The organism is Mastigocladopsis repens PCC 10914, assembly GCF_000315565.1.
GTDB lineage: Bacteria > Cyanobacteriota > Cyanobacteriia > Cyanobacteriales > Nostocaceae > Mastigocladopsis > Mastigocladopsis repens.
This window is the reverse complement of the sequence record NZ_JH992901.1, coordinates 5729564-5749703: the sequence shown is the minus strand read 5'-3', so window position 1 is coordinate 5749703 and position 20140 is coordinate 5729564. Positions and strand designations below refer to the sequence as shown.

The window sequence follows — 20140 nt, the reverse complement described above, 5'->3', positions numbered from 1 at the left end:
TAGTCCAGAGTTTCCGAAGACAAAGGACAAAGGACCAAGGACAAAGGACAAAATTGTGGAACTTTATTTAATTCGTCATGGTATTGCCGAAGACAAGCAACCAGATGTAAAAAAAGATGAGGAGCGAACGCTCACTAAAGAGGGGCGGCAAAAAACAGAGAAAGTTGCCCAGCAACTGAAAAAGCTGGGTTTGCATTTCGATTTGATTGCTACTAGTTCCTTAGTGCGAGCTCGCCAAACAGCAGAGATCCTCATATCTGCTGGATTGAGTTCTCAGCTAGAAGAATGTAAATACCTTGCCCATGATGGTGCTATTGACAGTTGGGTAGTGGATTGGTTAAAGCCGAGAAATTATTCACCTCAAACCCAACTAGCCTTGGTTGGACATGAACCCGATTTAAGTGCTTGGGCAGAAATTCTCGTATGGGGGCAAGCAAAATCAGGCTTAGTCCTGAAAAAAGCAGGTATGATTGGGGTAAAACTACCAGAAACAGGCTCACCTCTGGGTCGTAGTCAGATATTTTGGTTGACACCACCCAGGTACTTACTTTGACAGTAGTGTAACGTTTTTGCAAGAATGTCTCGGAAAACGATACTGTTATGGCGACCAAAATTTCTGGTAATTTAGCTTGAAAAAATCTTTCACAAAAAAGCAGATGGTGTTGCCATGATGGTGTGCGAATTCAAGCCTGGTTTGGAAGACATTCCCGCTGCCCAATCCAGTATTAGTAATGTTGATGGGCAAAAGGGAATATTGGAATATCGTGGCATCCAAATTGAGGAATTAGCAGAAAAAAGTACATTTCTGGAAACTGCTTATCTTTTAATCTGGGGTGAGTTGCCCACATCGGAAGAACTAGCAGCATTTGAGCATGAAGTTCGCTATCACAGGCGGATAAAATATCGCATTTGCGATATGATGAAGTGCTTTCCTGAAAGTGGTCACCCAATGGATGCCTTGCAAGCCTCTGCCGCTGCATTGGGCTTGTTCTATTCGCGACGTGACTTGGATAACCCTATTTACATTCGGAACGCCGTGGTGCGCCTGATAGCAAAGATTCCGACGATGGTGGCGGCGTTTCAGTTGATGCGAAAAGGGAACGATCCGGTACGCCCCCATGATGATTTGGACTATTGCGCTAACTTTCTGTATATGCTCAAAGAGAAAGAACCTGATCCACTGGCGGCGCGAATTTTCGATATCTGCTTGATACTTCATGCTGAACACACAATGAACGCCTCCACCTTCAGTGCTAGGGTAACAGCGTCCACGCTAACTGACCCATACGCAGTGGTAGCTAGTGCGGTGGGAACGTTGGGAGGACCCCTGCATGGTGGAGCCAACGAAGAAGTGATTCAGATGTTGGAAGAAATTGGTTCTGTGGAAAATGTGCGTCCCTATCTTGAGGATTGCTTGCAACGCAAAGCCAAGATAATGGGCTTTGGTCATCGCGTGTATAAGGTGAAAGACCCACGCGCCACCATTTTACAAAACCTCGCAGAACAATTGTTTGCCAAGTTTGGGCAAGACAAATACTATGACATTGCCCAAGAAATGGAACGAGTGGTAGAGGAAAAACTGGGGCATAAAGGAATTTATCCCAATGTTGACTATTATTCAGGTTTGGTGTATAGGAAATTGGGAATTCCTACAGATTTGTTTACACCAATATTTGCGATCGCCCGTGTTGCCGGTTGGTTAGCCCATTGGAAAGAACAGCTAGAAGAAAACCGGATTTTCCGTCCTTCCCAGGTTTACGACGGGAAGCACGACATTCCTTACATTCCCATTGAGCAGCGATAGAAAAGAGGAGGGGAAGAGGGGAAGAGGGGAAGAGGGGGGATAGGGAGATGGTGACAAGAGTAACTCTTGAGTTACCTCCGCCACCACTCCACCACTCCACCACTCCACCACTCCACCACTCCACCACTCCTCAACTTCCCCAACTCTCAACGACTGGGGGTTTTATTAGCTAATCCCAATCAAGACCATAAGTAGAAATTCAAGTTTTGGCTGAAGGGGCAATTCCCATGCAACGATATACTAAGCATGGGAATTGCAAAAAATCTTAAATTTTGCATGACTTAGGCAGAGATATTAGTGGGTGAATTTACAGTTATTAGCAAGCGTGGATAGTTGTAAATGACTATGAGTCGATGACTTAAAGAGCGGAAACATGAATTCAGGAATTGATCTGCAAGGAACTTTTATTAAATCCCTCATGGATTTAGGACTGCCATCTGATGCTGCCAAAGCGATTTGGATGCCACTGCCGATGATCCTGATGATCATTGGTGCCACAGTGGGGGTGTTGACCTGCGTTTGGCTAGAGCGGAAAATTTCCGCCGCAGCACAGCAGCGGATTGGTCCTGAATACATTGGTCCTTTGGGTTTGCTGGCTCCTGTAGCGGATGGTCTCAAACTCGTTTTTAAAGAAGATGTGGTGCCAGCCAAGGCCGACAGCGTGCTGTTTACCCTCGGTCCAATCATCGTTGTGCTGCCAGTGTTTGTGTCCTATTTGATTGTGCCTTTTGGACAGAATCTAGTGATTACAAACGTTGGGATGGGGGTCTTCTTGTGGATTGCTTTGTCTAGCATTCAGCCCATTGGCTTATTGATGGCTGGTTATGCATCCAATAACAAATACTCCCTCTTGGGAGGTTTGCGGGCAGCAGCGCAGTCAATTAGCTATGAAATTCCTTTGGCACTGGCGGTGCTGGCGATCGCTATGATGTCCAATAGCCTCAGCACCATCGACATCGTGGAACAGCAATCTGGCTACGGCATTCTGGGCTGGAACGTATGGCGTCAACCAGTCGGTTTCATCATCTTTTGGATAGCAGCCCTCGCTGAATGCGAACGACTGCCCTTTGATTTACCGGAAGCAGAAGAGGAACTGGTAGCAGGTTATCAGACTGAATACTCTGGCATGAAATTCGCTCTGTTCTACCTGAGTTCCTACGTTAATCTAGTACTTTCTGCCCTGCTGGTATCAGTTTTGTACCTCGGTGGTTGGGACTTTCCGATTCCCATCAACTTAATAGCTGGCGCTTTGGGAGTCAGCGAAACAAATCCCGTGTTGCAGGTTGTCACTGCCTCCTTGGGAATCACCATGACCTTACTCAAAGCATACTTCCTCATCTTTCTGGCAATCTTGTTGCGCTGGACAGTGCCACGGGTTCGGATTGACCAATTGCTAGATTTAGGATGGAAGTTCTTGCTGCCTGTTGGTTTGGTTAACTTGCTACTAACTGCAGCCCTGAAACTTGCCTTTCCCGTTGCCTTCGGTGGTTAGTCATTAGTCATTAGTAATACTCACGAGACTAATGGCAAAGGACAAAGGACAAAAAAGAGAGAGAGACACGATATGTTGAAGTTCCTCAAGCAAGTTGGTGATTACGCCAAAGAAGCGGTGCAAGCTGGTCGTTACATTGGTCAGGGTCTATCTGTGACCTTCGACCATATGCGGCGGCGTCCTGTCACCGTGCAGTACCCTTACGAGAAACTGATTCCGAGTGAACGGTTTCGCGGTAGGATTCACTTTGAGTTTGATAAGTGCATTGCCTGCGAAGTTTGTGTTCGGGTTTGTCCGATCAACCTGCCCGTCGTGGATTGGGAATTCGACAAGGCAAGCAAAAAGAAAAAGCTCAATCACTATAGCATCGACTTTGGAGTTTGTATCTTCTGCGGTAACTGTGTGGAATACTGTCCAACTAACTGTTTATCGATGACAGAAGATTACGAGCTTTCCACTTACGAACGCCATGAATTGAACTACGACAGCGTGGCGCTTGGTCGTTTGCCTTACAAGGTCACGAACGATCCCATGGTCACGCCGTTACGCGAACTGGTTTATTTACCCAAGGGCGTCATGAACCCCCACGGCTTGCCTGCTGATGCACCTCGCCCAGGGGCGCGTCCAGAAGACCTTGTAGAGCAAGAAAAATAAATGGTAGTGGGTAGTGGTTAGTCGTTAGTGGTGCTACTAACTACTAACTACTAACAAATAAGAAATGTACAGACGCGCCATGGCGAGTCGGCGACTGGCGTCGCGTCTGTACAACTAACAACTGACTGAGGACAAAAAACAGTGAATCTAGCGGAAGGAGTACAGATTGTTTCTTTTGGCATACTGGCAGTGATGTTGATTGGGACAGCACTGGGTGTGGTGCTGTTTGACAACGTCGTCTATTCAGCCTTTATGCTAGGAGGTGTATTTGTCAGCATATCCGGGTTGTACCTGTTGCTAAATGCTGACTTTGTAGCAGCAGCACAGTTGCTCATTTATGTTGGCGCAGTGAACGTGTTGATTTTGTTTGCCATTATGCTGGTAAACAAGAGGGAAGCTTTTGCACCCTTTCCCACGGCTTGGGTACGCAAAGCACTTACAGCTGTAGTCAGTCTAGGATTATTTGCACTTTTGAGTACGATGGTGTTAGTAACTCCTTGGTCACTATCTACTGCTACGCCTCCGGACAACACCATTGTTTTAATTGGTCAACATTTTTTCACTGACTTTTTACTGCCTTTTGAACTAGCTTCCGTTTTGCTGTTGATGGCAATGGTAGGCGCAATCATTTTGGCACGTCGCGAGTATCTGCCCGAACAGGTCATTTCCCCAGAACAACAGCAAGTTTTGACGTTACCAGAACGTCCTAGAGAACTGGTATCGGTAGGCGAATCTAGCCGCAATATTCAGTAATCTCATCTCATTAGTTAGTGGGTAGTTGGTAGTAGTTAGTAGGCAACCAACAGCTATCAACTAACAACTAACAACCAACAACCAACAACTAACAACCAACAACTAACACTTAGCAAGATTCATGCAAATCCAGTACTTTTTATTACTCGCAGCGGCTTTATTTTGCATCGGCATTTATGGCTTAATTACCAGCCGCAATGCTGTAAGAGTGCTGATGTCAATAGAGTTGCTGCTTAATGCCGTTAACCTGAATTTAATGGCATTTTCTAACTTCCTAGACTCAACAGAAATCAAGGGTCAGGTATTCACCGTATTTGTAATCACCGTAGCGGCAGCTGAGGCGGCGGTAGGTTTGGCGATCGTGCTTGCCATTTATCGCAACCGCGATACTGTCGATATGGAGCAGTTTAATCTCCTGAAGTGGTAATTCTGTGGATCTCAAGCAAGTCATCATTGCTTACAAAGCACGAGATTCCCAAAGCAAACGCTGGGCAGAAATCTGTGCTAAGCAACTAGAACATCGCCAATGCCAGGTTTTGATGGGACCAAGTGGACCGAAAGATAACCCATATCCGGTGTTTTTGGCTTCAGCAGGGCAACCAATAGATCTCGCTTTGGTACTTGGTGGTGACGGTACTGTTTTAACTGGTGCAAGACATCTAGCCCCAGCTGGCATCCCAATACTCGCAGTGAACGTGGGAGGTCATCTGGGGTTTTTAACTGAGTCAGTAGAAGAATTTCAGGACACAGAACGAGTTTGGGATCGGCTGTTTGAAGACCGTTATGCTATTCAGCGGCGGATGATGTTGCAAGCCGCAGTGTTCGAGGGGAATAGCACGAGTTTGGAACCAGTATCTGAACGTTACCTCGCGTTAAATGAAATGTCTGTCAGACCCGCTTCTGCTGACCGCATGATTACGTCAATTTTAGAGATGGAAATTGATGGTGAGGTCGTCGATCAATATCAGGGGGACGGGTTGATTATTTCTACGCCCACTGGTTCCACGGGTTACACTGTGTCTGCGAATGGTCCGATAATACATGATGGTATGGAAGCGATTACCATTACTCCCATTTGTCCGATGAGTCTTTCGAGTCGTCCCCTCGTCTTACCTCCTGGTTCCGTTGTCAGCGTTTGGCCCTTAGGCGATTACGATTTGAGTACCAAGTTGTGGATGGATGGGGTCTTAGCGACTTCTATTTGGCCCGGACATCGTGTTGATGTGCGGATGACCGATTGTCGGGCTAAATTTATTATTTTACGTGAGAACAACTCGTATTATCAGACGCTGCGAGAGAAGTTGCTGTGGGCTGGAACAAGGATTCGTTACAGTAGTGCCAGTCACTCTAATTGAGTGTAATGACTATATCCTCATCCCTTCTTAATTTGCACTCTTAGAGTAGCTTTCGCGTTCCTTAGTAGAGCTTTTTCTCTCAATATGTTCTCCGCGATAGATATGTAGGGGCGAACCGACGTTCGCCCCTACAATTTTGTCCCACTTTCACTTTTCAATACCCACGATCATCCACATAAATTGCATCCACTTCTACCTCTATCAACATCGCTGGATCTATTAAGGATTTTACTTCTTCCCCCTACACCCCTACACCCTTACACCCCTAATTGTTGACTGGTGCCGTACCGGAGACATATATGTGGTTTCCGACTCTTATGGAGAGACACTAACTTACCTTTGATTCCCAGGAAGCACCGGAAAAAGTCCGCATGACTGGCATGGTATGCTAAGGCTAAACATTCACAGAGAAAATTTTACCTGTAATAGTGTTGTTTATTACAATTCGCTCCTCAGCTTTGGTTGCAACATAATAAAAGTACAGAAACCAGGTTATGCGCCATCTCAAACTCGCTCCAAATTGGTTGCGGTTTCTAATTGTCGTCGTGTTGGTGATAGGTGTCTTTTTTCGCTTCTTCAACCTTGACAACAAAGTTTATGGACACGATGAAACTTACACCTCATTGCGGATTTCTGGTTATACAACAACAGAAGTCAGGCGGCAAATTTTTAATGGTCGTGTTATTAACTCTGAAGCTTTTGCTAAATTCCAGCGTATTAATCCTGAAAAAAGTTTAGGTGATACAGTCAAATCTTTAGCAATAGAAGACCCTCAGCATCCCCCACTTTATTACCTCATAGCACGATTGTGGGCGCAAATCTTTGGCACTTCGGTTACAGCTATTAGAAGTTTGTCTGTCATTATTAGTTTGCTAGTGTTTCCCTGCGTTTATTGGCTGTGTCGAGAATTATTTAATGTGCCGTTTTCAGTACCTTTTTTGGCGATCGCACTTATAGCCATCTCCCCAGTTCATCTTATCTACGCTCAGGAAGCACGGGAATATACTCTTTGGGTAGTCACGATATTACTCTCTAGCGCTTCTTTGCTGCAAGCTTTGCAACTAGAATCAAAACAGCGAATACCAGATCGCATGTTGACCTGGGGAATTTATACCCTCACTTTAGCACTCAGTCTTTATACATCTTTGTTAAGTGGATTCATAGCGGTTGCTCATGGAATTTATGTCATGACAACTACAGGATTTCGTTGGACTAAGAAAGCCAAACTTTATACGCTGGCATCGCTTGCGGGCTTTTTAGCCTTTACACCTTGGATTTTAGTGATTCTTACCAACCTGTGGCAATTTCAGCGTAAAACAGCGGGGACAACTGGAAAATTGTCACCGTTGAGTTTAATTCAAACTTGGCTAATTCAGTTAAGCCGGATTTTTTTTGATTTTAACTTTGGCTCAGAAAATCCCTTCAGCTATTCAATTAGCTATATTTTTTTAATTCTGGTGGGATACTCAATTTATATTCTTTGTCGTACAACCCACCCAAAAATATGGTTATTTATCGTGTTATTAATTGCTGTCCCCGCACTACCCTTAATGCTCCCAGATTTGATTTTTGGAGGGACGCGATCAACAGCAGAGCAGTATTTAATACCTTCTTATTTAGGTATTAAAATAGCAGTTGCGTACCTTTTTGCTTATCATCTCTATGATGGGATTCTTTTACTCCGGAGAATTTGGCAGACAATATTGGTACTGGTGATTATGAGTGGTGTGATTTCTTGTGCAGTGAGTTCCCTAGGAGAAACTTGGTGGAATAAGGGCGTTAGTTATGGTCATCCACAAGTTGTCAAAATCATCAATCAGGCTTCTCGTCCGCTGTTGATTAGTGATTCTTTTGGCATTAATTATGGAAATGTTTTTTCTTTGAGTTACCTTGTGGAGCCAAAAGTGCGGTTTCTGTTGATGAAGGATAGAAATATTCCCAAAATTCCTAAAGGGTTCACTGATGTTTTTTTACTCAATCCCTCAAGAACCTTACGTCAGGGAATCGAAAATAAGTATAAGTCTAAAATCAATAGAGTCTATAGTAACAAATATTACTCCCTCTGGAAACTGGCAAAGCCTTTGACTAAAAAGTATACTTTAGCGTGTAACATTAAGTTAATATATGGCAAATATTAAGGTTCTCTTTAAAAAGAGAAATTTAAGGTTAATATATTGCTTTATATCTAATTTTCTTAAGAAGATTGTCAATAAAAATCGATCTTTCAAGTTTCCTTATCAAATTAACTTATTAAGTCATTAGGTAATTAAAAAAACTTCTGGAGAACCTTTTGATTAAGCCTTCAAGACTCGCTTCAAGATGGTTAATATTTTTCATTATCTTCCTATTAATGGTGGGTGTATTTTTTCACTTTTTTAATCTTAATAAAAAAGTTTACTGGCATGATGAAGTCTACACATCTATGCGAGCAGCAGGCTTCACACGTGATGAAATCGACCAAGAAATTTTTCAAAATCGCATAATTCCAGCACCACAATTGCAGAAGTATCAGCACCTAAAACCTGGGAGTACTGCAGCAGACACAATTAAGTCTCTAGCGGTTGAAGACCCGCAGCATCCACCTTTGTACTTTTTGATAGCACGGTTTTGGATGCAAGGTTTTGGCAGTTCGCTGACCGCATCGCGGATATTGCCAGTTTTATTTAGCCTGTTGGCATTACCTTTCATCTATGCTTTAGGAATAGAACTGTTTGCTTCGCAGACAGTAGCAATACTGGCAACAGCGCTAATAGCTATATCCCCCTTTGATATCCTGTTTGCTCAAACGGCAAGGCAGTACAGTTTGTTGACTGCTACTGTTATTGGTAGTAATTTTTTGCTACTCAGGGCTTTACGTTTATCAACATGGCGAAACTGGGGGTTATATACCTTGGCAAACACCGTAGGTTGGTATACCCATCCCTTTTTTGGTCTAACAATTATTGCTCAGGGAGCGTATATCCTGCTGTTCCTAATAATAGGAAAAAAGCAAAAAGCACCAAAAGCTTTGCAAGCACTGCTCAAATTTTTTTTGGCAATTGCCTGCTCGCTCTTTCTCTATACTCCCTGGTTAATTGTACTGGTTACTAATCATCAACGTGCATCTGCTACCACAGATTGGACTAAGGTCAATGTGGAATTCATCTATCTAGTAAAGTTGTGGATTCTCAGTTTTAGTTCGCTGTTTTTAGACTTAGATCTTGGATTTGATAGTGTTTGGACTTACCTGCTGCGGTTGCTAATTATCCTAATAATAGGAATAGCAATATATACAGTATGCCGTTGCACGAGTCAGACAACCTGGCTGTTTATCCTGACTTCAATTTTTGTACCTTTTCTCATGTTAGTTCTGCCAGATTTATTGTTAGGAGGAAAACGCTCTGCTGTCAGCCGCTACCTGATATCCTGCTACCCAGGAATACAACTCGCTGTTGCTTACTTACTGGCAACTAAGATTCTGCATAGACGCCAAATCTGGCGCGGTGTTATGCTGCTACTTATGACAGGCGCGATCGCATCCTCTACAGTCAGTGCTTTCTCTGAGAGCTGGTGGAACACAGATTTGAGCTATTTCAATGCTGAAGTTGTTCGGCGTATAAATGATACTTCGTCTCCAGTAGTTATTAGCGAAATTGGCGATGACTACACAAACACAGGAGATTTGATTTCTATGAGCTACCTGCTGCATGACAATGTCTCACTGCTGCTGCTGAGTCAACCCCCACAATTAGAAAATGTCAAATCTCTACTCCCAAACAGTGTAGAACCTTTTGTGTTTCGACCCTCCAAAAAATTTATTGAGAGTCTGAAGCCAGAACAAGGAAAGATTGTGCAAGTCTTTCCAGAGGGGAGACTTTGGCAGATTAAGAAATGAAAGCCTCTTGCCTAAGTCAATTTTTTGGAATATGAACCACAGATAAACACAGATGCACACAGATAAATTATATGTTTTTATCTGCGTACATCTGCACGGCAGTTGCTACAACGGAGGGAACCTCCCTATCGCGATTTTTGCAAGAAATCTAAAGACTTCTAATCTGTGGACGCGTAACCTACACTTTAGAAACAGCAACTGCCCTCACATCCACTTTTCTATTAAACAGAATTTGCGGTTTCAAAAAAATTCTCAATATCAACAATAACGAACTAAATTCTCCTGGTGTATTGTTGCGCTTCCACTGTCCCGGACGACAAAATAACATTTCCACAAGACGACGATGTTGACTCAAATTGACTGAATCAAACCTGAGACGCACGGTAGGAAATTCATCTTTAAAACCAGTGCGAACAATATGTGCTTCAAGCTGTAAATCTTCCTCTACAATTTCTAGTTTGACAAGCGTATTTTTGAATAAATCAGTGGGAGGATTTTGAGTCACAGCAACTTCGGCACCCACTTCAGAAATGATTGTAGTCACTCCCCAAAAACTCTGCTTGCCAATACTTAAGCGTACAACTCGCCGTAAATCAAACCATTCATAAACGTCTGGTTTGGGAGCATCCAGCAGAATCAGCAGGGAAATCCCAAGCATAATCAAATTATAGGCACTCCACACCCAACCTAGGCTGATACCTTTAATTTGGAGAGTAACTTCTGAAGAGACTGTGGAAGTCCAGGCACCTTTGTTAATACACATCCCGAGAATTTGGCACAAACTCAAGGCATTAGCGATAAACAAAAGAATGAGAGGTAAGGCGAGCTTCCAGTTGAAATAAAATCTGTCACTCGCTGTTCCTTTTGGTGTTACTTTAAACCCTTTAGAAAAAGGATTCAGCATGACTTGTATTACAGTCAGTGCTGTGGGAACACATAGCAAGACAGAGTAAATATCAGAGAGAAAAGCAGAACGCGATTGGTGATTTAACCACGTAAATACAGTTAAATTAACAAGGTAGTAAGGCAGGAAAAAATACAATAATTCTGCTATATTTGACCGAATAGGAATCACGCCTAAAAATGAATAAGCTAAAGGCATGAGGAGAAAATAAACGCGAGAGATGGTGCCAAACCAATGCACCAATCCTTCTAAATGAGCTAACCTTTGAATAAGGCTTAGTCCAGGAATTGTTAAAGGATTAGACTCAATAAAAAATGCTTGAAGTGTACCTCGTGCCCACCGGAATCTTTGAGTTGCATAGGCAGCAATGTTGTCTGCTGCTAAACCAGCGCTAAGTTTTTCATTGAGATAAAGCAAACGATAGCCTTTAGCAGACAAACGAATTCCCGTGAAGTAATCTTCACTTAAAGACTCTGTGACAAAGCCTCCTGCTGTTAAAAGTGCGCTGCGGCGAACAACAAAGGAAGTCCCACAACAAACAACACTACCTGCGCCATCCTTAATAGTTTGAGTTTGGCGATAAAAAACTTCTTCGTCTGCTGTAAGAATATTTTCCAAACCCAAATTACGGGCGACAGGGTCAGCATTGTAAAAGCTTTGAGGAGTCTGCACCAGCGCTACTTTCTGATCTTGAAAGAATCCAACTGTGCGAGTCAGAAAGTTTTTAGTAGGAACAAAATCAGCATCAAAAACAACAATGAACTCTCCATCAGTTTTGGCAATAGCATAATTTAAATTTCCTGCTTTGGCATACCTGTTGTCTGGTCGTATGACATACTCACACCCTAACTTCAGCGCTAATTTTTTGATTTCTGGACGCCTTGTATCATCCAAAAGGTAAATTTTTTTATTGGCATATTCTAAGGCTTGGCAACCGATAATTGTGCGTCGAAGAATAAAAGCGGGTTCATTGTATGTTGGTATTAAAATATCAACAGATGGAACAAAATGACCATTAATAACAGCTACTGATTTCTCATCTGCTTCACGACAACGGTCTTTGACATTTAACATGAGAAATAGCTGGATAGTGCCACCAAATAGCATTAACATTTCCAGCAATAAGAACCCTATACTAAAGACTCCATTGAGTGGGTTGACAAGATTCAAAGTAGAGAGCGATCGCCACAGAATATACCTTAAAGTTAGGATAATTAAAATTCCTACAACTAGCCGCCGGGACCAAACACGGGGCTGAGGAGAAATTTTCATCACCAGTAGCACAGAGAGCAACAGTGCAACCGTTGGTGCTAGTAAATATCCCTTCACCATTGGCACTTCTAGCCATATTGGTGGGTTTTCTTGTAAGATATGAATCTGAGAAAAAATTTCGCTAATTGTGTCTTCACCAGCAAACCATGCTGCTATGATGATGCTAAATAGAAAAACGATACTCAATAAATACAGTGTGGCTTTTCGTAATTGAAGCGACTTATAACGAAGTCTCTTAAGTAAACGTAGTTGACGAATAAGACGACTTAAATTCTTTTTTTCAAACTGTGTACTTGTCATTTTTACACTCCTTTAAAACCACACCGCTCATCCATTTGTTGAGGAGAAGTGACTCTATTCTGGGTTCTATGAAAAGCCGTTTGACGCCCAATACCTATCTGGCTTAAAAAGATACCAATCAACACAAAAGCCCCGCCAATATATTGAGCTATGGTAGGCACTTCTCCTAAAATGAAATATGCTGCAAATATGCCTGCTATGGGGTTAAAGGAACTAGCTAATGAAACCTCTGATGCCGAAGAATTCTTTAAACTAGTAAACCAACATAACTGACCAAATACAACTATAACCGCACTGTAAATTATTATCCATTGCCATAAAAAAGGAGAAAAGACATCTATAAAGTGTTGACTTCCATAGAGATATAAAACAATACAAAAAAATACTATTGTTCCTAAAATCGTCCGAAATACACTAAAAATTCCTAGAGGAACTTGCTGTAAACGAGTCTTAGTGATAATTGTTGAAATAGCTAGAGCGACCGCTCCTCCTGCTACCATTATTTCTCCTACGCCCACAGTAAAAAAATTACTGGAACTCATCATGTTTTCCCATAAAATTTGCAGGAATACTGTGAAGGCGACCCCCAGGAGGGAAACAATGGCACCAGAAACTATCCAAATATTAACTTCTTCTTTAAGCAACAAAAAAGATAGTGCAAGAGTTAAGGGAGTTTCAATGCGTCCTATTAAGACAACATTTGTCACCATAGTCTGAGAAAGAGCATTGAAAATTAAACCAGGTGCTAGCGCCCCTGAAAGAACCGCCGCCACACTTAAACCAATCCAATTTTGCCAAGACACTTGTTTGAGATTAAAAATATTTAACTGTCGCCGATATATAAGAATCAGCATCAGCAACGCACAAATATTTCCTACAAATAAAACATTGCAAAAAGAAATGGGGTTTCTACCATTAATTAAGTGTTGAGAACCAACTTCGGTGAGCTTGCGTGTAATTGCATTAGCAGCGCCGAAAATAAGAATGGCTAACCATAGATACATTTTTGAGGAGTTTCTATTGACAAAATTAAATATTTTGCTTAGTGTCTCCATCATAATTATTCACTCTTTCCTGTATTGTTTTAGGCTTAAAAGTTGCATGGTTAATAAAAAACATTCAACAACGGAGAGTTAGCGGAGTTTCCACAACCATTTATTTATATCAAATTGTTAAGATTTGGTAAATAGTGTTTATCCTTAAGAATTAAGCTTAAAAGCAAATGGTGCTTGTAAGATGAAAATTGGATTAAAAATTTCCATTGGGAAAGCAGCGCTAGTTTTCAAGAAATTCTCAGCCTAAATTCATTTAGCTTCTGGAAAGACTGTTTAAATTGTCCTTAGAGATGGATTTGAGGACTTCAGACCAATGGCTATGCAGAAATGAGTATTTAATTATACTTATTTTTTCTTCGTACTTTTGTAGAAACGCGAAAAGTTTTTGAGTCAAACCAAGTTTGTGCAAACAGGTATTTTATGGAACTTGCAGATTTTCTCGGTGTTATCCATCCGGCTATTGCAGTTTTTTTCGTCTTTCCTCTAATTGGAATGGTGGTTAACTTTGCTTGGGCTACACGTCAGCGCCGCTTGCAAACCGCCGACTCTGGAAAAAGTAAAATTCCCCCAGTTGTGGGGGTAGAACACAGGCAATTAGGAAATTGGCTGACGGGTGCCGTTGTAGGACTCGCTTTACTAGGGTTAGCTTACCCAATTGGCAAAAATATTATCAAAGAGCAATTGTGGAATAAAGACAGTTTCCAATTCGTTTTTATTCTTTTGATGTTTGCTGCTACTATCGCCTCTTTAGTATTACTTTATCGAGCTAAACAAGCCCGCTGGCGAGGAATTTTTGCCACTTTAACTGGTACAGGTCTAGTAATTCTCGGTTGTCAAGATGGGGTGTTTCGCCGTACAAATGAGTGGTATTGGTCTCATTACTACTTTGGCATTATTGCAGCCTTGCTGATGATTTTTTCCCTAGCAATTGTTCCTGATATTTATAAAGATAGGTCGAATCGTTGGCGAATCGTCCACACAATTTTAAACTGCGTCGCCTTGTTACTTTTTATTGGACAAGGGATGACAGGAACGCGAGATTTGCTAGAAATTCCCTTAAGTTGGCAGGAACCTTACATTTATCAGTGCGATTTTGTTAATAAAACTTGTCCTACACCAAATCCTCAACCTAAATAAAGAGTTATGAGTTCTGGGTGATGAGTCAACCACACTCTTAACTCTTAACTTTTGATTTTTCGCTCCTTACTACCGTAAAGTTACAGGTGAATAAAACCAGGCAAATTTGGAGAAATATTGATTTATTTTCATTAAGGTTACGGCTAACGATTGGTATTGCTACAGTTTCAGCCATAGGTAATGGTAGCATCGCTATCTGGACGAGTTGGAGAATGCAGCAAATTTTGATTGATAGTCATAAAAATCATATCGAACAAATTGCTGCACGCTTACCACAGGATGTAGGACTTTATAGTGAAATGATGCTACCAGAAACTGGGTTACAAAAGGCAATTAATAACTTGACTAACACCAAGACATTCTTATGGGTAAAAAATCCAGCACGGAAAGTAGTGGCGCAATCTCCAAATTGGAATTCTCTCTCGAATTCTACAGTAGCTGAGTTAATGTCTAAGAGCGAAATGCCGATAAAACCTGAAGTTTACAAAGCGGGACAACACTACTTTGTTTTATATGGTGGCTCTTTACAAGTACAGGGTAAGGTACTAGGAATGCTGTTCGTGGTGCAAGATATTACCCGTGACCAGACAATGTTTTTGGCAATGGTGCGGACTTTGTGGATTGCTAGTATTTTAGTCATTATTGTCATCACATTTGCACTTGCATATTATATTAAACGTTCCCTACACCCTTTGCGTCAACTTAGTCAAATGACGGAAGTCATTTCCGCAAAAGATTTAGCACAAGTGCAGTTGCATCTTGATAACCCACCAAGTGAAGTTAAAGAATTAGCTCAAACTTTTAATATGCTGTTATCTCGCCTCTCTCAATCTTGGGAGCAGGAGCAAGAATTTGTCAGCAATGTTTCTCACGAGTTACGTACACCATTAACGATTGTACATGGTTACTTGCAAAGCGTATTACGAAGACAGAATAATTTAACACCAACCCAACAAGAAGCTTTAGAAACTGCCTCATCAGAAGCTAAACACACCATCCGTCTCTTGCAAGATTTACTTGATTTAGCACGGGCAGATAGTGGTTACTTTCATTTTCACATACAATCTTGCGTATTAAATGATTTAGTTGCGGAAGTTGTCGGGATGGCAAAAAAGTATAGTGAAAGGACAATTCAAATTGAAGAAAATACTTCTCCTCTTAAAGCAAAAGTAGACTATAACCGTCTCAAACAAGTGTTACTCAATTTAATTGACAATGCTGTTAAGTATTCTGAACCTAATACCCCAATAATTTTAAAGTTAAATCAGCAAGGGCAGCAAGCAATTCTTCAAGTTTGCGACCAGGGTTATGGAATACCTCTGCAACATCAGTCGCGCATTTTTGAGCGATTTTACCGCGTAGATGAAGCCCGTAACCATACTACTGGTGGTAGTGGTTTGGGTTTGTCGATAGTCAAGACTCTTGTAGAGGGGATGGGGGGTGATGTGAAGGTACTCTCCAAATTAGGAGAAGGGAGCGTGTTTACCGTGATTTTGCCTATTTAATTGCGACAAATGTTTCTTCGTCGGTGGGTGTATTGGTAGTCTCACCGTAACAGTTGTTCCCACTCCCTCTTCACTTTCTATTTGAATCTCACCCCTATGAAGAGCCACACACTTTTTCACAATAACAAGTCCCAGCCCTGTGCCTTGAATTTTACCTACATTCCTAGCACGATAGAAGCTTTCAAACAGACGAGCTTGGTCTTTGAGAGGAATGCCTAACCCTTGGTCTTGTACCCGGAAAGTTGCTATCCCATCCTGGCAGCTCAAATCAAAGTAAATTGTGCTGTCTGGAAAAGAGTATTTGATTGCATTGGAGAGTATATTGGTGAAGATGCAACTTAACAGTTTTTCATCCATTTTCGCTGGCGTGCATTCTCCCTGGCAGCTAAAGACAATATTGCGCTGACCGCCTAAATTAAGTTGAAGAATTTCTGCGAGTTCCTGGCAGAAATTTTTTAAATCTAAGAGGGCTGGTTGGTATGCAACTTTCTCAGCTTCAGTTTTACTAAGGAACAAAACTTCATCTAAAAGTTGAACCATCTGGTTAATAGAAACTTGAATTCGCTGAAAGTATTTAGCTCTCCGCTCTTCAGTCAGTTGAGGATTATAGTTGGCAAGTAGCTCCGTAGATGTGCGAATGATACTTATAGGAGTGCGAAACTCGTGGGAAACCATTGCCACAAAGTTTGACTTTAATTGATTGAGTTCCTGTTCCTTTGCTAGCGCTTCACGAGTGCGTTGTTCACTTGCCCATAACTGGTTGAAAATTTGTCCTCTTTGAATAGCGTAGCGAATTGCACGCACTAGCACTTGAATTGTTATTTGGTCTTTAACGATATAGTCCTGAGCTCCTTCTGCTAGTGCTTGCAACGCCAATTCTTCATTATCAAGCCGTGATAACACCACAACGGGAATATTAGGTACTGCTTTTCGGAATTCTTTTACTGTGTCCAGTCCAAAAGAATCTGGCAGGCTCAGGTCTAATAAAACGACATCAAATCTGCGTTGATATCTGGTTTGTGACGTTTGTGACGAACTTTTCTCCAAAAGGAGACTTGATGTTGATATGCAAGCGTCAATTGCCTCATTCAGCTGCTCCACATGCGCCATCTGCCATTCTTCATAACCATTGCGGGTGAATATCTGGCATAGCAGGCAAGCATCATAAGCGCTATCTTCCACTAGAAGAATGTGAATTTTTCTATTCTTCATAAGAAAATTATATAGTTTTGCCAGCTCAACCGTTTCACTCTCGCCAAGGTCAACAATAGGGTATCTCATATCTTGAGAAAATCAAGGGAATTGGTATATCCACCTGATTTTTTCAACAAAGCTCTTAACTTTGTAGTTTTTCAGCTAAGGTTGCAAATCAAAGATTTAAAATGTCCCACTCCCACATTTTACTGACACGGATACTTTACTCACAATGCTTTCTCCACTGTAGGTCAATAAATATTAATTCATTATTAATAATAATAATTCTAATGATGGGAGTATATGGTACACACACGCTATAGTTTAACTTACCCGGAGAGTGAAATAAAACGTCGTTCCCACTCCTGGCTCAGATTCAGCCCAAATGCTACCACCGTGTCGCTCAACAATTTTTTTACAGACAGCTAGACCAATACCTGTACCGGGAAATTCTCGTCTGGTATGCAGCCGTCGGAAAATCTCAAAAATGCGTTCTAGATACTGGGGCTTAATGCCGATGCCGTTATCCCTGATCCAGAAAAGAACTTCGTTTTCTGATAGGGTGTGGAGAGTAGGGGAAGATGGGGGAGTATTTTCTCCCTCTACTCCCCCAGTTCCCCTGACTACGCCAATATGAATTTGGGGTGGTTCCTCACGACGGAACTTGATGGCGTTCCCGATAAGATTTTGGAACAATTGCAACAGTTGGGTTTTGTCTGCTAGTACATTTGGCAAAGGATCTTGGGTGATGATGGCGTTGCTCTGGGCGATCGCGAGCTGCAAATTCTTAAGTACCTGAGTTAGTACGGCATTGCAGTCTGTGAGAGCAAATTCCTTACCACGAGTCCCAATACGCGAATATGCTAGCAAGTCTTGTATCAAGTGCTGCATTCGCTTTGCCCCATCCACAATTTCAGTCATGTACTTTTTGGCAGAGTCATCGAAACGGTCTTGATATTCCACCTCCAACAGTTGGGTATAGCCTGTCACTGCTCGCAGTGGCTCTTGCAAATCGTGGGAAGCTACGTAGGCAAATTGCTCTAGTTGTTGGTTCGAGCTTTTTAGATATTCATTCAGTCTTTGTAGTTCTGCTGTCCGCTGTTGGACTTTGATTTCCAGTGCCTCATTTGCCTGTTCCAGTGTGTATTCGGCAAGTTTGCGCTCTGTGATATCGGTATGAGTGCCAACCCATTCTACAATCTGCCCTTCGGCATTCAACACGGGAACTCCACGCATCAAGAAATATCGGTAAGTGCCATCTTGCACCTGCACGCGATGCTCAGTTTGATAAATACCTTGAGTTGCAACTGCCAAATTCCACAGATGTTTTGTACGCTCCCAATCTCTGGGATGAACTCGATCTAGCCAACCCCATCCCTTGACTTCTGCTTCACGTTGCCCAGTCAAAGCTCTCCACAATGGAATATCTTTGTCTACCTTTCCTTGAGCATCAGTAATCCAAACAGCCTGAGAGGTCGCAAGCACTAACGAGCGGTATCGTCTTTCGCTTTGTTCTAGAGCAATTTCTGCCAATTTCCGAGGGGTGAAGTCTTGAAAGAATACGGAAATTCCCTCTTCTGAAGGGTAGATGCGACTTTCAAACCAGCCTTCCCACGATGGATAATATTGTTCTAATTCAATCATTCGCTGTTCTTCTACAGCTTGGTGATAGGCTTGATAGAACTCCTTTCCTACACCTTCAGGGAATTCTTCCCAAATATTTTTGCCAATCAACTCTTCTGGCTTGTGGTTTAAAAGTTCTCCTGCCTTTTGATTGACATAGGTATAGCACCAGTTGCGATCTAAGGCAATAAAGGCATCAGTGATACTCTCTAAAATCTTTGCTAGTCGTGCCTTTGCCGCTTGCTGTTCCAAGCGCATAGCTTCTTCAGACAACGTCTTATTGACGTGAATTTGCTTTTGCAGTAGCCAATAAACTATCACCAAAAGTATGAAACTCAGGCAATAGCCAATACTCATTACTACAACAAATTGATTCACACTCTTATCTGTCAATATTGTCCGCCGTTGTAATAAACTTTCTTCCTCAGCTTCCATTGCTTGACGAATTGCCAACAGTTGTGTTCGTATCTCCCTGCCTTGATCTGTAATTGCAATTTGAGTTGCTAGATCTAATTTATTTTGGTTATACAAGCTGAGCGAACGATCAAGAGATACAAATCTTTTAGCACTTAGGGGTTCCAGTGTATCAAGTCGGCGTTGTTGGTTGGCGTTATCTTGAGTTAGGAGCCGCAAAGCTTTCAAATTTTGATAAACCTTCTGCTTATCTGCTGCATATGTTTCCAGATAATCTGCCTTTCCAGTGAGAATATAAGCTCGTCGTCCACTTTCGGCAGCAAGGAGTCCATCGTCCACTTTATCCAGGGTTGCCAAAACTTGATAAGTATGGATTAGCGATTGCTTATCTTTTTGAAACTGTTGCAGGCTTTGATAGGAAGCTACGCCTACTCCACACAACAGTAGCAGTGCCAAGCTAAAACTGCCTGTGATAACTTTTTCTGATAGTTTTCTCATTTAAGACTCGCACTAAAGCAGCAAATAAGCAGCTAGTAAAAAAGTAAAGATTATTTATGTTATTAAACATGAGGAGCTTTTGCCAGCAGTAGAATCTCCAGGATATCAACGACTTGTCATTCCTCCTGAAAAAACCATAGCACTAGCTTAGTTGCATACTTCCTAGTGTAGCAACCTAATAATATCTAGCTACTAGCTTGTTGTTAAGCTGCTTTGGAATGAGCACAAACACTAATGAACCACAGAGGACACAGAGGAAGAGAGTATGATAGAGGGAGAAAAGAAGCTTGCAGAGGCTGGCACGTG

16 protein-coding genes are annotated in these 20140 nt (G+C 42.0%); 12 read left to right on the top strand and 4 right to left on the bottom strand.

All coding sequences use genetic code 11. From position 1 onward, the window contains the following. Positions 1-55: 55 nt before the first annotated feature. The 10 genes from sixA to MAS10914_RS0127515 all read left to right on the top strand — a co-directional run bounded on the left by sixA (position 56) and on the right by MAS10914_RS0127515 (position 9932). Complete coding sequence (gene sixA, locus MAS10914_RS0127555; protein WP_017319175.1) at positions 56-553, top strand: phosphohistidine phosphatase SixA; 498 nt, start codon at positions 56-58, stop codon at positions 551-553. A gap of 114 nt (positions 554-667) precedes the next feature. Beyond that, positions 668-1804 (top strand): citrate synthase, encoded by a 1137-nt coding sequence (locus tag MAS10914_RS0127550; protein ID WP_017319174.1) that lies wholly within the window; start codon positions 668-670, stop codon positions 1802-1804. A 47-nt stretch (positions 1805-1851) separates the two neighbouring features. After that, positions 1852-1977 (top strand): hypothetical protein, encoded by a 126-nt coding sequence (locus MAS10914_RS36325; protein ID WP_269635084.1) that lies wholly within the window; start codon positions 1852-1854, stop codon positions 1975-1977. A gap of 200 nt (positions 1978-2177) precedes the next feature. Beyond that, positions 2178-3296: an NADH-quinone oxidoreductase subunit NuoH gene (gene nuoH / locus MAS10914_RS0127545; protein ID WP_017319173.1), complete on the top strand. Its 1119-nt coding sequence runs from the start codon at positions 2178-2180 to the stop codon at positions 3294-3296. A 72-nt stretch (positions 3297-3368) separates the two neighbouring features. After that, positions 3369-3950 (top strand): NAD(P)H-quinone oxidoreductase subunit I, encoded by a 582-nt coding sequence (gene ndhI, locus MAS10914_RS0127540; protein ID WP_017319172.1) that lies wholly within the window; start codon positions 3369-3371, stop codon positions 3948-3950. Positions 3951-4091: 141 nt separating this feature from the next. Next, a complete protein-coding gene (locus tag MAS10914_RS0127535; protein ID WP_017319171.1) occupies positions 4092-4703 on the top strand; it encodes an NADH-quinone oxidoreductase subunit J in 612 nt (203 codons plus the stop codon). Between the two features lie 121 nt (positions 4704-4824). Beyond that, positions 4825-5130: an NADH-quinone oxidoreductase subunit NuoK gene (gene nuoK / locus MAS10914_RS0127530; protein ID WP_017319170.1), complete on the top strand. Its 306-nt coding sequence runs from the start codon at positions 4825-4827 to the stop codon at positions 5128-5130. Positions 5131-5134: 4 nt separating this feature from the next. Further along, positions 5135-6058: an NAD(+) kinase gene (locus MAS10914_RS0127525; protein WP_017319169.1), complete on the top strand. Its 924-nt coding sequence runs from the start codon at positions 5135-5137 to the stop codon at positions 6056-6058. Between the two features lie 494 nt (positions 6059-6552). After that, on the top strand, positions 6553-8196 hold the full coding sequence (locus MAS10914_RS0127520; RefSeq protein ID WP_017319168.1) for a glycosyltransferase family 39 protein: 1644 nt from the start codon (positions 6553-6555) through the stop codon (positions 8194-8196). A gap of 212 nt (positions 8197-8408) precedes the next feature. Next, positions 8409-9932, top strand: coding sequence for a glycosyltransferase family 39 protein (locus MAS10914_RS0127515; protein WP_017319167.1), 1524 nt, complete (start codon positions 8409-8411; stop codon positions 9930-9932). Between the two features lie 178 nt (positions 9933-10110). On the opposite strand, the gene MAS10914_RS0127510 is transcribed toward MAS10914_RS0127515, so the two are convergent. Next, a complete protein-coding gene (locus MAS10914_RS0127510) occupies positions 10111-12408 on the bottom strand; it encodes a glycosyltransferase family 2 protein (RefSeq protein WP_017319166.1) in 2298 nt (765 codons plus the stop codon). A 2-nt stretch (positions 12409-12410) separates the two neighbouring features. Beyond that, positions 12411-13463, bottom strand: a complete 1053-nt coding sequence (locus MAS10914_RS0127505; protein ID WP_198015060.1) for a DMT family transporter — start codon at positions 13461-13463, stop codon at positions 12411-12413. A 420-nt stretch (positions 13464-13883) separates the two neighbouring features. Between MAS10914_RS0127505 and MAS10914_RS0127500 the strand changes: the two genes are divergently transcribed. Continuing rightward, positions 13884-14600, top strand: coding sequence for a DUF4079 domain-containing protein (locus MAS10914_RS0127500; RefSeq protein ID WP_017319164.1), 717 nt, complete (start codon positions 13884-13886; stop codon positions 14598-14600). Between the two features lie 86 nt (positions 14601-14686). Then, entirely contained in the window at positions 14687-16105 is a 1419-nt protein-coding gene (locus MAS10914_RS0127495) for a sensor histidine kinase (protein WP_026082859.1), read from the top strand. Here the strand turns inward: MAS10914_RS0127495 and MAS10914_RS31255 are convergent. Then, a complete protein-coding gene (locus MAS10914_RS31255) occupies positions 16064-17317 on the bottom strand; it encodes a hybrid sensor histidine kinase/response regulator (protein WP_051151171.1) in 1254 nt (417 codons plus the stop codon). The two genes, MAS10914_RS0127495 and MAS10914_RS31255, sit on opposite strands and share 42 nt — an antisense overlap. Positions 17318-17623: 306 nt before the next feature. Next, positions 17624-19834 carry a sensor histidine kinase gene (locus MAS10914_RS32355; RefSeq protein WP_017319161.1) on the bottom strand — a complete coding sequence of 737 codons (2211 nt, stop codon included), beginning with the start codon at positions 19832-19834 and terminating at the stop codon, positions 17624-17626. Between the last annotated feature and the right edge of the window lie 306 nt (positions 19835-20140).